Source organism: Delftia sp. UME58, assembly GCF_014170385.1.
GTDB lineage: Bacteria > Pseudomonadota > Gammaproteobacteria > Burkholderiales > Burkholderiaceae_C > Comamonas > Comamonas acidovorans.
In genome coordinates this window covers 32,694-44,903 of sequence record NZ_LZZV01000009.1, presented here as the reverse complement: position 1 = coordinate 44,903, position 12,210 = coordinate 32,694, and the positions used below count along the sequence as shown (strand labels likewise).

The following is a 12,210-nucleotide window of genomic DNA, read 5'->3' as shown; positions in this document are numbered from 1 at the left end:
CACCCCTTCAGGCAAAGCGCAGCGAGACGCTGCCCAGGTGCTGCACGCGCAGCGTGACATGGTCGCCGGCCTGCACGGCCACGGCCTCGGTGATGCCGCCGGACAGCACCAGGCTGCCGGCCGGCAGGCTCTGGCCGCGCCGGCCCAGGTGGTTGACCAGCATGGCCACGGCGGCGGCCGGATGGCCGAGCACGGCGGCGCCCGCGCCCAGGGCCACGGGCTGGCCGTTCTTCTCCAGCACCACGCCCAGGGTGCGCAGGTCCAGGTCACGCACGGCGGCGCCCCGTCCGCCGACCGCGAAGCGCGCGGCCGAGGTGTTGTCGGCCACCACGCTCTTGAGGTCGAATCGGAAATCGCGGTAGCGGCTGTCGATGACCTCGATGCCGGGCAGCACCAGATCGCAGGCGGCCAGCACGCTGCCCACATGGCAGCCCGGTCCGCGCAGCTCGCTGCGCGTGACGAAGGCGATCTCGGGCTCGACCTTGGGGTGGATCAGCGAGGCCACGGGGATCTCGCTGCCTTCGGCCACGCTGTATTCATCGACCAGGAAGCCGAAGACCGGATCGCTCACGCCCATCTGGCGCATCTTGGCGTGCGAGGTCAGGCCGGCCTTGTAGCCGATGACGCGCGCGCCGCGCCCGATCTTGCGGGCCAGGATGCGGTCCTGGATGGCGTAGGCGTCGTCCCAGCCCATGCCCGGGTATTCGTCGGTGATCTTGGGCGTGTCGCGCGCCTGCTGCTGGCAGGTTTCCAGGTGCTCGGCGAGCGCGGCGATGGTGTGTTCGTCAAGTGCCATGCTGGCTCTCCTCGTCAGGCCGCGCGGGCCAGGGGTTGCGCGGCCAGCAGGCCGCGTTCGCGCGCCATGGTCAGCGCGGTGTCCTCGATCATGTCTTCCTGGCCGCCCACCATGCCGCGCCGACCCAGTTCCACGAGCAGCTCGCGCGCGGGCACGCCGTACTTCTTCTCGGCGCGCTTGGCGAACAGCAGGAAGCTGCCGTACACGCCCGCATAGCCCAGCGTGAGCGCGTCACGGTCCACGCGGATGGGGAAGTCCATCAGCGGCACGACCAGGTCCTCGGCCACGTCCTGGATCTTCCAGACATCGACGCCGGTCTCGATTCCCATGCGGTCGCAGACGGCCACCAGCACCTCCATGGGCGTGTTGCCCGCGCCGGCGCCAAGGCCGGCGGCCGCCGCGTCGATGCGGTTGGCGCCCGCCTCGACGGCGGCGATGGAGTTGGCCACGCCCATGGCCAGGTTGTGGTGGCCGTGAAAGCCCAGCTCGGTCTCGGGCCGCAGCGCATCGCGCACGGCGGCGATGCGCTCGCGCACCTGTTCGGGCAGCAGGTAGCCGGCCGAGTCGGTGACGTAGACGCAGTGGGCACCATAGCTTTCCATCAGCCGCGCCTGCGCCACCAGGCCTTCGGCGCTGTTCATGTGGGCCATCATCAGAAAGCCCACGGTGTCCATGCCCAGGGCGCGCGCCTTGGCGATGTGCTGCTCGCTGACGTCGGCCTCGGTGCAGTGCGTGGCCACGCGCAGCGTGGACACGCCCAGGCCGTGGGCCATCAGCAGGTGGTCCACGGTGCCGATGCCGGGCAACAGCAGCGCGGAGACCCTGGCCTGCTTCATCAGCGGGATGACGGCGCCCAGGTACTCCTCGTCGCTGTGCGCGGGAAAGCCGTAGTTGACCGAGGCGCCGCCCAGGCCGTCGCCGTGCGTGACCTCGATCAGCGGCACGCCGGCCGCGTCCAGGCCCTGGGCCACGCTCTTCATCTGCTCCAGCGTCATCAGGTGGCGCTTGGGGTGCATGCCGTCGCGCAGCGTCATGTCGTGGACGGTGATCCTGCGGCCCTGGAGGCCGCGCGCGCCCGTCGTCTTGTCTGTCGTCTTGTCTGTGGTCATGGGGGTTGTCTCCTTCAGGCGGCCACGGCCTGGAGTTGCAGGTGGCCGGCCAGCATTTCCTCGGCGAACATCTCGGCCGTGCGCGCGGCGGCGGCGGTCATGATGTCCAGGTTGCCCGCGTACCGGGGCAGGTAGTCGCCCAGGCCCTCGACTTCGAGGAAGACCGAGACGCGCCGGCCATCGAACACCGGCCCGTTGACCAGGCGGTAGCCGGGTACGTACTTGCGCACCTCGGCCAGCATGTCGTGGATGGAGGCGGTGATGGCCGCCTGGTCGGGCTCCTCCTCGGTCAGGCAGTGCACGGTGTCGCGCATGATCAGTGGCGGATCGGCGGGGTTGATGACGATGATGGCCTTGCCCTTGCCGGCGCCGCCCACCTGCTCCACGGCAGCGGCCGTGGTGCGCGTGAACTCGTCGATGTTGCGCCGCGTGCCCGGCCCCACCGAGCGGCTGGACACGGTGGCGACGATCTCGCCATAGGCCACGGCCTGCACGCGGCTGACCGCCGCGACCATGGGAATGGTGGCCTGGCCGCCGCAGGTGACCATGTTGACGTTCATCGCACGCCCGCCCAGGTGCTGGCCCAGGTTGACGGGTGGCACGCAGAACGGGCCGATGGCCGCGGGCGTGAGATCGATCATCAGCGCGCCCTGTTCGTTGACCTTGCGCGAGTTCTCGGCATGCACGTAGGCGCTGGTGGCATCGAAGACGATCTGCACGCCGTCGGCGCGCATGTGCGGCACCAGGCCGTCCACGCCGTCGGCCGTGGTCTTCAGGCCCATCTCGCGCGCACGCTGCAGGCCGTCGGAGGCCGGGTCTATGCCCACCATCCACACGGGCTCCAGCACCGCGCTGCGCTGCAGCTTGGCCAGCAGGTCGGTGCCGATGTTGCCGGGCCCGATCAGGGCGCAGCGGATCTTGTTCCGGTTCATGGGAGTTCTCCTTGTTCTTCAGATGAAGCGGACCGAGCAGCCGCCGATGCCGCCGATGGTCACGCGCAGGTCGTCGCCGGCCTGTACCGGCACCATGGCCGCCAGCGAGCCCGAGAGCACGACCTCGCCCGCCTCCAGCGCAATGCCCAGGGCGCCCAGCGTGTTGGCCAGCCAAGCCACGGCGTTGGCCGGATGGCCCAGGGCGGCGGCGCCCGCGCCCGTGGCGACGATCTCGCCGTTCTTCTCCAGCACCATGCCGCAGGTGGCCAGGTCCACGTCGCGCGGATCGACCAGGCGGTCGCCGAGCACGAAGACGCCGCAGCTGGCGTTGTCGGCCACGGTGTCCTCGATGCGGATCTTCCAGTCGCGTATGCGCGAATCGACGATCTCGAAACAGGCCATCACGCCTTCGGTGGCGGCCAGCACGTCGGCGGCGGTGACGCCCGGGCCCTTGAGCGCGCGCTTGAGCACGAAGGCGATCTCGCCCTCGGCCTTGGGCTGGATCAGCGTGGCGGCGGGCACGGCCTGGCCCTCGTTGAAGACCATGCCGTCGGTGAGCCAGCCGAAGTCGGGCTGAAACACGCCCAGCATGTCCATCACGGCTTTGGAGGTCACGCCGATCTTCTTGCCCACCACGCGCTCGCCCGCCGTCAGGCGCCGCGCCAGCATGCGCTGCTGGATGGCGTAGGCGTCGGCGATGGTGATCTCGGGATGGCGCTCGCTCAGTGGAGCGATGGCGCGGCGTTCGTGCAGGGCGGCGTAAAGCTCGTCGCCCAGGGTGTGTTGCAGTTCGGGTTTCATGGGGTCACCGTGCAAGGGCAAGGGGTTCATCGGGCCGGGCCTCGGCCAGGAAGTCTCCGACCAGCCGCGCGAAGCGCGCGGCATGCTCGATCTGCGTCCAGTGGCCGCAGCGGCCGTAGACATGCAGCTGGGCGCGCGGAATCCAGTCGGCCAGCGTGTAGGCATTGGCCAGCGGAATCACGCGGTCCTCCCGGCCATGGATGACCAGGGTTTCATGGGGCAGGCGGCGGATGTCGTCCTCGCGGCTGGCCAGCGCATCGACCCAGCGCTGGCGTGGCGCGGGGAACATGGCCGCATAGGACTCCTGCACGCCCGGCCGGATGCTGGCGGCATGGCGCAGGCGCGCGAGTTCGTCGTTCACCAGACCCCGGTCGAAGGCGAAGATGTCCAGCAGCCCGCGCATGGCCTCCAGCGAGGGCTGGTATCCCCAGACCGCATCCAGCCCCGGCGTGAGGGCGAAGGGCAGGCCCGCGCTGCCCATCAGCACCAGGCGCCGCACGCGGGCCGGATGGCGTATCGCCAGCGCCAGGGCCAGGGCACCACCGAAGGAGTTGCCCACGAGGTCGGCGCGCTCGATCTGCAAGGCATCGAGCAGGCCCACGGCCTGGTCCACCCAGGCCTGCATGCCAAAGGCTCCGCCCGCCGGCCGTGCGCTGTAGCCGAAGCCCGCCATGTCCGGCGCGACCACGCGTGCGTTGCCGGCCAGCGCAGGCATCACCAGCCGCCAGTTGGCCCAGGCCGAGACGCCCGGACCCGAGCCATGGATCAGCAGCACCGGATCGCCCTGGCCATGGTCGTGGTAGTTGGTGCGCAGGCCATCCACCTCGATGCAGCGGCCGAGTTCGGGGTTTTCAGAGCTTGACGCAGACATTCTTCAGCTCCGTGTAGAACTCCAGCGAATGCACGCCGCCTTCGCGGCCTATGCCCGACTGCTTGGCGCCGCCGAAGGGCGTGCGCAGGTCGCGCAGGAACCAGCTGTTGACCCAGCAGATGCCCACCTGCATGCGGGCGGCGACGCGGTGGGCGCGCGCCAGGTCGCGTGTCCAGACGGCGCAGGCCAGTCCGTAGTCGTTGTCGTTGGCCAGGGCCAGCACCTCGTCCTCGCGGTCGAAGGCGGCGATATGGCAGCAGGGGCCGAAGATCTCCTCCTTGATGACGCGCGCCGTCTCGGGCAGGCCGGTCCAGATCGTGGGCTGCACCCAGGCACCGCCCGCCAGGCGCGCGCCCATGTCGGGCACGCCGCCGCCGGTGACCACGGTGGCGCCCTCCTGCCTGGCCAGCGCGTAGTACGACAGCACCTTGTCCTGGTGTTCGCGGCTGATCAGCGGGCCCAGCTTCGTGTCCGCGTCCTCGGGCAGGCCGATCTTCCAGCCCTCTACCTGGCGCTTGAGCTCGGCCACGAAGCGCTCGAACAGGGGACGTTCCACATAGATGCGCTCCGTGCCCAGGCAGACCTGGCCGCTGTTGACGAAGGCCGAGCGCAGCGTGCCCTCGATGGCCGCGTCGAAGTCGCAGTCGGCGAAGACGATGGCCGCGTTCTTGCCGCCCATCTCCAGGCTCACGGGGCGCGCGCCCTTGGCGGCGGCGCGCATGATGGCCTCGCCCGTGCGCGTCTCGCCCGTGAAGGTGATGGCATCGACACCGGGGTGCGTGGTCATGAACTCGCCGGCCGAATCGGGGCCGAAGCCGTGGACCACGTTGTAGACGCCGGGCGGGATGCCGGCCTCGTTCATGACCTCGCCCAGCAGGGCGGCCGTCTGCGGAGACTCCTCCGAGGGCTTGACCACCACGGTGTTGCCGCAGGCCAGCGCCGGGCCGACCTTCCAGGTCATGAGCAGCAGCGGCAGGTTCCAGGGACAGATCACGCCGACCACGCCCACGGGGCCGCGCTGGCCGTAGTTGATGGCACCGCGCCCGTCGGGCGTGGCCATCTCGAAGAACTCGGTGGGCACGTTCTTGACCACGTCGGCGAAGATCTTGAAGTTGGCCGCACCGCGCGGGATGTCGATGTGGCTGGCCACGCTGCGCGGCTTGCCCGTGTCCGCGCATTCGGCGGCCAGGAACTCCTCGAAGCGGCGGTTGATGCCGTCGGCCACGGCGTGCAGCCTCTGCACGCGCTCGTCCACGCCCATGCGGCCCCAGGGCCCTTGCAGCGCGGCGCGCGCGGCGGCCACGGCGGCATCGACCTGGGCGCGGTCGGCCTCGTGGACCTGGGCGATGGCCTCGCCCGTGAGTGGCGAATGCTTGTCGAAGCGGCGCGCCGATTCGGCGTAGGCGCCATTGATGAAGTTGCGTATCTGTTTCATGGTGATCCGTTGCAGTCGTCGTTGTGTGTCAGGCGTCCAGGCCCAGGGCCCGCAGGCCGGCGTGCGCGATGGCCTCGTCCTGGGCCTCGCTGCCGCCGGACACGCCGATGCCGCCCAGGCGCGCCCCCGAGGCCACGATGGGCAGGCCGCCGCCGAAGGCCACGAAGCGCGGGCGCAGCACCAGGCCCTGGCGCACGGCCTCGGAGTGCGAGGCCAGGGCCTGGGTCCAGTCGCCCGTGGCCAGGCCGAAGCTGGCGGCCGTGTAGGCCTTGTCGGTGGCGATGTCCATGGAGTGCAGCGGCGCGCCGGCCATGCGCGCGAAGGCCACGGTCAGGCCACCCGCATCGACCACGGCCACGTTGGCGCGCACGCCCAGCTCGGTGGCATGCTGCACGGCGGCCTGCGTGGCGCGCAGGGCGGCGGGCGCGTCGATGACGGGCTGGAGCGCGGCCAGGGCGGCGATCGTGGCGGCCTGCGGGGCCTGGGAAATCTCCCGGGTCTGGGTCATGCGCGCCTCCATCAGAAGGCCTTGACCAGGGTCAGGCGCAGCAGTGAACCCTTGGGCAGGGCGCCCGTGCCGGCCTCGGCGCGCACCTCCTTGTAGAAGGCGCCCTTGAGGAACAGGCCCGCGCCCGGCACCGGATAGACCAGCTCGGCCCCCAGCGCGTGGCGCGAGGCGCGGTCGGTGCTCGCGCCCGGGCCGCTGTCATCGCTGAACTGCCACTGGCTGTAGCCCACCAGGCCCACCTGCCAGGCGCCGAAGGACCGGCCCAGGCCCCATTCCAGCGTGGCCTGGTTGCCGGGGCGCATGCCGGCCGCGTTGCGGCCGTTGCGCTCCAGGCGCAGCAGGGCCGATCCCGAGACGGTCCTGGCGCCATCGAAGTAGTACGTCAGCCCGCCCGTGAGCATGGTGCTCTTGAAGCCCTTGCCCGGCGAGGCCGGATGGCCCGTGCCGGCAGAGTCCAGCCAGACGCCGGCGGCCGCCACCGCATCCCACTGCGGGCCATGCCAGCCCAGCACCAGTGGCCCCAGGTAGACGTCACCGACGCCCGAGCGCGTGTCCGAGATGCCGGCCGCGTTCACCGTGAGCGAGGTGCGCATCACGGGCACGATGGCCTCCATGCCGTAGTCGGCCCCCAGCAGCTTTCGTCCGGTGATCCAGACGAAGCGGTTGGCCAGCGCCGTGACCGTGCCCCGGTTGTGCCCGGGCAGGTTGCTGCTGGTGCCGGGCGCGCGGAAGTCGTCCATCTGGTAGTTGACGAGGTAGCCCAGGTAGTAGGCGCCGGGCGGCGGCACGCTGGCGCCCTGCAGGCCTTCCACGCCGGGCACGTAATGGCCTTCGGCCCGGGCCGCCGGGGCGGCGAGTGCGCCGAGCGCGGCCAGCAGCGACAGCAGGGCCGGCGCGGTGTGTCCCATGTTCTTGTTCATCGGGGGCTCTCCGGTGCGCGGGCTCAGGTGTAGACCTCGGTGAACGAGGGCACGAGATCGCCGGTGTGATAGAAGATGCCGCTGCCCAGCTGGTCCTCGGTCCAGGTGGTCACGGGCCGGTCGCGCTGGGCCAGGTAGCCCAGGCCTGCGAAGGTCTCGTTGCGGTTGCCGCTGGGGTCGAAGAAATAGATGGTCTCGCCGCGCGTGATGCCGTGGCGCGTGGGCGCCACGTCGATGCGCACCTTGTTCTTGGCCATCACGTCGGCCGACTTGAGCACGTCGTGCCAGGAGTCCAGGAAGTAGGCGATGTGATGCAGCCCGCTGCGCGCGCCGCCCACGAAGGCGATGTCGTGCGGCGTGGTGGTGCAGGCCATCCAGGTGGCGGCCTGCACGGCGCCACCGGGACCGGCCACGACCTGTTCGGTCAGGAAGAAATCCAGGCACTCACGCATGAAGCGGGTGTTTTGCTCCACGGTGTTGATGCCGGCCTCGGGGTTGAGCTCGCACATCAGCAGGGCGTGGTCCAGCCAGTGCGCGCCCGCGCCGCGGATGTCGTCGGGCCAGGGGTCGGGGTTGGTCGATCCCACGTCCGTGCCCACGCATTCCTTCATGGCATACAGGCGCATCTCGTGGCCGCTGGGCAGGTGGAACTTCAGCATGCGCCCCGTGGCGGGCAGGCTGCCCTCGGCCAGCATCTCGGTCTTCACGCCCCAGGCCTCGATGCGCTGGCGCAGGCTGTCCAGGTCCTCGTCCCGCTCGACCTTGTAGGCCAGGTGGTTGAGCCCGGCCTGGTCCGAGGGCGTGAGGATCAGCGAGTACTTGTCCCACTCGTCCCAGCACTTGAGATAGAGGTTGCCGGTCTTGTCCTGCATCACGGTCTTCAGGCCCAGCACCTTCTCGTAGTGGTGCACGGCGGCGGCCATGTCCATCACCTTCAGGCTTGCGTGGCCTATGCGTAGTACGCCCATGTCATGTCTCCTTGGTTGCTTGTGTCGTGGTGAAAGAGGCGGGCGCTGCACCGGCGTCCGCCCGGGGTGGGGAAATCGTTGGGCAGGCAGGTCTGGCAAAGGGCTTGGCCAGCCGCTCGCAGATCTGCAGGCGCACGGCGGCCACGGGTGCGGCGCGGCAGGCCAGCGTGTAGCCCTGCTGCTCTTCCTCGGCGCTCACGTGGGCGCGGCTGACGGGGCCCAGGGCGCGCACGCCGCCCTCGACGATGCGCACCTTGCACACGCCGCAGCCGCCGTTGACGCAGCCCACGGGAATGCCTTTTCGGCCCAGGCGCAACATGCCCCTGAGCAGGCTTTCATCGAGGGCGCAGGCATAGCGCTCGGCGGTCTGCTCGACCTGCACGTCCACGGTGGCACGGGGGCTGATCCACATGGCGCTCTCCGTTCAGACGCGCTTGAACAGCGGGCTGCGCGCGCCCTGGGCATCGGCAGCCGAGAGGAATTTCTCGGTGTAGATGTCGCGTTCGAACAGCCGGCCCTGCATCAGCGTGGCGATGCAGGCCTCGACCATGGGCGGCGGCCCGCACAGATAGGCCTTGCTGCCCGCGAAGTTGCCGCCGAAGTGGGCCTGCGCGGCCTCATGCACGAAGCCCAGGGCGCCGCGCCAGTCCGTGCCGGCATCGGCCGCCCCGCCCGAGATGGCGGGGACGTAGGTGAACTGCGGATGGCGCTCGGCCAGCGCGCGGAATTCCTCGTCGTAGTACAGCTCGGCGCGGCTGCGCTGGCCGTAGACCAGGGTGATGGGCTGCTCGCAGCCGCGCTCCAGCAGCTCCTGGATCATGGCGCGCGGGCTGGACAGGCCAGAGCCGCCGGCCATGAAGACCAGGGGCTGGCGCGCCGAGTGGCGCACGAAGAAACGCCCGTAGGGGCCGGCCAGCTGCAGCCGCTCGCCCTCCTGCAGCGATGCATGCAGCCAGGTGGTGCCGGCACCGCCGGGCACATGGCGCACGTTGATCTCGATGTCCCGGGCCGTGCCGTCGGCGCCGGATGGCGCGTTGGCGATGGAGAAGGCGCGCGGCGCGTCCAGGCCCGGAATGCGGACCTGCACGTACTGCCCTGCCTGGTAGGCGATGGGCGTGTCCAGCCGCAGGTGGATGGCCTTGATGGTGGGCGTCAGCTGCACGGTGCGCAGCACGGTGGCGCCGAAGTCGCGCACGGGGATGACGCGGGCGTCGGGCTCGTCCTCGATGTCGGCCTCGATGGTGGCGTCGGACTGCAGCGTGGCGCAGCAGGCCAGGGTCATGCCGTCGTCGCGCTCCATGTCCATCAGCGCGAAGGGGTTGGCCGCGCCATGGTCCACCTCGCCCTCGCAGACCTGGACCTTGCAGGTGCCGCACAGGCCGTGGCCGCAGGCATGGGGGATGTAGATGCCCTGCCGCAGCGCGGCATCGAGCAGGGTCTGGCCGTCCTCCACCTCGATGGTGGCGCCCAGGGGTTGCAGCGTCAGTTGGTAGCTCATGGTCGTGGGGCCGGCAGGCGCGCGCAGCGCCTGCCGTGCGGGCTCGTCGATGGGGTCTAGCTGTGCGATCCGGCGATGCCGGTCAGGCCCGGCGTGCGAAAGCGGATCACGTCCTTGTGGTCCAGGCCGTTGGCGGCCAGGCCCAGGGCCGGGTCGGGCACGAAGGGCCGGCCCGACTTCAGCCACTGGACGGCGCTCCAGTCGATGCGGCCGAAGTCCGGATGGGCCCCGTAGATGCCGGGCAGCACGTCGCTGGCCAGCGCGCCGAAGGGGGTGTCGGCCGGCAGCGGCAGGCAGACGGGCGAGCAGAACATCAGGTGGTCGTCCCAGGCGATGTACAGCAAGGGGGCCGGAAAGTTCTCGCGCCGGTCGGCGGCCTCGAAGGCATAGGGGTACAGGGCGGTGACGCTCATGGCGCAGCTCCTTCGCCGGCCGTGGCCCCTGTCTGCCCGCCCGCGCCGGGCGGCGCATTGCCGCGCCAGGCCGCAAAGTGGCGCTGGTCCTCGGAGCCCTCGAAGTCGAAGTTGTCGCGCCCCGCGTTCAGGCCATACCAGTCGAGCACGGCGGCCAGCGGATCGAAGCCGGGCCGGCCGGGGTCGGCATCGGGCTTGAAACAGCGGCCCTGGTAGATCTGGTGCACGGGCAGCCAGGACTGCACGTATTTCTCTGGCTCGTGGTCGAAGATGTGCTTGCAGCCGTCGCTGCAGAAATGGTATTTGTCGCCCTGGTAGTCGGACTCACGGTAGCAGATGCGCGTGGCGTCGCCGGGCTCGGTGAAGCCCATGGGAATCTGGCAGGTGGTGCACAGCATGGGCAGGGTCTTGTTGTAGAAGCGCCGGCCGGCCTGCTGTTCGGCGCGGTAATGCTCCAGGCGCGGGCGGTAGTGGCGATCGAAGCTGTCGGGGTATTGCGCGGCCAGCCAGTCCATCTCCTGCGGTTCGGGCACCCAGGTGTGGAAGGGTGCGGCGGCGCCGTAGTTGTAGAAGATGTTCCAGGCCTGGTGGCTGATGTGGTGCTTGCCCTCGCAGGCCTCTTTCCAGCCCATGGGCTCGCGGATGCCGTAGCGCGCCAGGTCGCGGAACAGGGCGCCGCCGTTTTCCTCGGCATACATCTCCCAGGCCTGCTTCCAGCTCATCACGCGTTTGGGCAGCATGTAGTCCTGCATCATGGCCACCAGGGTCAGCAGGCGGTAGCCGCGCCAGAACCACTTGTCGATCCAGCGCTGCACGATGGGCACGTTGGCCGGGTCCTGCTCCAGCATGAACTTGATGCACTCGATGCCCAGCGTCATGTGGCGCGACTCGTCGCTCTGCGCCGAGAAGCCGAAGGTCACCGTGGACAGGTCGCCGTTGTGCGCCGCGCCCGACATGAAGGGCACGAACAGCAGGTTGGTCAGCACATATTCGAACGAGAAGCTCACGGCCGTGAGGAACTCGAAGGGGCCGGCCGTCATCGCGTCCTCGAAGAAGGACTTGGGCACGGACAGGTACCAGACGCGGTCGTACCACTGCGATGCGTTGTGCATGCCGTTGAAGTACTTGTTGTAGTGGCTCAGCGCATGCGTCTCTGTCTGGAAATGGCGCAGCTCGTCGATGGACTGCATCTGCGCGGCCACGCGCGCGCCGGCCCCCGTGAAATGCCGGCCCACGTGGGCGAAGCCCCGGTGCGCGCCGTACTCCAGCGGCGTCACGCCCTGGAGGAACAGCTTGAGCGCGTTGACGTAGCGCGCGTCGGTCACGCCCAGCTGGCCGTTGTTCTGGGCGAAGGCCTCGATCACGGCGTAGAGCTTGCGCTCCTTCTCGCCCTGGTACTTCCAGTAGGCATCCATGGTCAGGCGGAAGGGGTCCTCCCAGCGGTCCCAGTCGTGGATCCTGATGCCCTCGTAGCGGTCGTAGGGGAAGACCTTGTCCATGGGCTGGTAGGTCGTGTCCCAGGCCAGGCCGCGCGTCATGGCGGTGTAGCGCTCCTTGAGGCCCAGCTTCTTCTTGATCACGGGTGCGTCCATGATGTCTCCTTGTCGTGTTGCTTGTGGTGTTGCCTGGCGGGCGGGGCGCGGCTCAGCGGCCCCAGCTCAGGGAGAACTCTTCGTCGTCCTCGTTGACGTGGCCCGACAGCGTCACCAGGTTGATCTGGATCTGCTGCAGGTCGAAGGGCTGGCCCGTGAGGGCCTCGATGCTGGCGCGCCGGATGACCAGGCGCCCGGGGCAGTCGATCTTCACGAGGCCGGGCGTATGGGCCGCCGTGGCCTGGGGGTTGTCGGCCAGCACGGCCTCGACCACGGGGCGCGATTCCTCGTTGTCCTGGAAGGCGATGAAGACCCTGGAGACTGGGGCGGTGGCGGCGGTTGCGCTTGTCGTCATGGCGTGCTCCCC

General features: G+C 69.8%; 14 protein-coding genes. All 14 read right to left on the bottom strand.

Features of this window, described 5'->3' with window-relative positions; translation table 11 throughout:
* Positions 1-7 precede the first annotated feature (7 nt).
* The 14 genes from dmpH to A9976_RS01495 are packed head-to-tail and all read right to left on the bottom strand — an operon-like array spanning position 8 to position 12,198.
* Positions 8-796, bottom strand: coding sequence for a 2-oxo-3-hexenedioate decarboxylase (gene dmpH, locus A9976_RS01560; RefSeq protein WP_183017525.1), 789 nt, complete (start codon positions 794-796; stop codon positions 8-10).
* Positions 797-810: 14 nt separating this feature from the next.
* A complete protein-coding gene (gene dmpG, locus A9976_RS01555) occupies positions 811-1,905 on the bottom strand; it encodes a 4-hydroxy-2-oxovalerate aldolase (RefSeq protein ID WP_183017524.1) in 1,095 nt (364 codons plus the stop codon).
* Positions 1,906-1,919: 14 nt separating this feature from the next.
* Positions 1,920-2,837: an acetaldehyde dehydrogenase (acetylating) gene (locus A9976_RS01550; protein WP_183017523.1), complete on the bottom strand. Its 918-nt coding sequence runs from the start codon at positions 2,835-2,837 to the stop codon at positions 1,920-1,922.
* Positions 2,838-2,855: 18 nt separating this feature from the next.
* Positions 2,856-3,638, bottom strand: coding sequence for a 2-oxopent-4-enoate hydratase (gene dmpE, locus A9976_RS01545; RefSeq protein WP_183017522.1), 783 nt, complete (start codon positions 3,636-3,638; stop codon positions 2,856-2,858).
* Between the two features lie 4 nt (positions 3,639-3,642).
* Positions 3,643-4,509 carry an alpha/beta fold hydrolase gene (locus A9976_RS01540; protein ID WP_183017521.1) on the bottom strand — a complete coding sequence of 289 codons (867 nt, stop codon included), beginning with the start codon at positions 4,507-4,509 and terminating at the stop codon, positions 3,643-3,645.
* Positions 4,490-5,944 (bottom strand): 2-hydroxymuconic semialdehyde dehydrogenase, encoded by a 1,455-nt coding sequence (locus A9976_RS01535; protein ID WP_183017520.1) that lies wholly within the window; start codon positions 5,942-5,944, stop codon positions 4,490-4,492. The genes A9976_RS01540 and A9976_RS01535 overlap by 20 nt, the downstream gene beginning before the upstream one ends.
* A 28-nt stretch (positions 5,945-5,972) precedes the next feature.
* The gene (locus tag A9976_RS01530; RefSeq protein ID WP_183017519.1) at positions 5,973-6,452 is read right to left on the bottom strand and encodes a heme-binding protein; all 480 of its coding nucleotides are present in this window, start codon (positions 6,450-6,452) and stop codon (positions 5,973-5,975) included.
* Positions 6,453-6,463: 11 nt separating this feature from the next.
* Positions 6,464-7,372, bottom strand: a complete 909-nt coding sequence (locus A9976_RS01525) for a transporter (RefSeq protein WP_232245686.1) — start codon at positions 7,370-7,372, stop codon at positions 6,464-6,466.
* A gap of 23 nt (positions 7,373-7,395) precedes the next feature.
* Positions 7,396-8,340 (bottom strand): catechol 2,3-dioxygenase, encoded by a 945-nt coding sequence (locus A9976_RS01520; protein ID WP_183017518.1) that lies wholly within the window; start codon positions 8,338-8,340, stop codon positions 7,396-7,398.
* A 1-nt stretch (position 8,341) separates the two neighbouring features.
* Entirely contained in the window at positions 8,342-8,752 is a 411-nt protein-coding gene (locus A9976_RS01515) for a 2Fe-2S iron-sulfur cluster binding domain-containing protein (protein ID WP_183017517.1), read from the bottom strand.
* Between the two features lie 12 nt (positions 8,753-8,764).
* Positions 8,765-9,838, bottom strand: coding sequence for an NADH:ubiquinone reductase (Na(+)-transporting) subunit F (locus A9976_RS01510; RefSeq protein ID WP_183017516.1), 1,074 nt, complete (start codon positions 9,836-9,838; stop codon positions 8,765-8,767).
* A 56-nt stretch (positions 9,839-9,894) separates the two neighbouring features.
* Positions 9,895-10,251 (bottom strand): phenol hydroxylase subunit P4, encoded by a 357-nt coding sequence (locus tag A9976_RS01505; RefSeq protein WP_183017515.1) that lies wholly within the window; start codon positions 10,249-10,251, stop codon positions 9,895-9,897.
* Complete coding sequence (locus tag A9976_RS01500; RefSeq protein WP_183017514.1) at positions 10,248-11,843, bottom strand: aromatic/alkene/methane monooxygenase hydroxylase/oxygenase subunit alpha; 1,596 nt, start codon at positions 11,841-11,843, stop codon at positions 10,248-10,250. The genes A9976_RS01505 and A9976_RS01500 overlap by 4 nt, the downstream gene beginning before the upstream one ends.
* A 52-nt stretch (positions 11,844-11,895) precedes the next feature.
* Positions 11,896-12,198, bottom strand: coding sequence for an MmoB/DmpM family protein (locus A9976_RS01495; protein WP_183017513.1), 303 nt, complete (start codon positions 12,196-12,198; stop codon positions 11,896-11,898).
* Between the last annotated feature and the right edge of the window lie 12 nt (positions 12,199-12,210).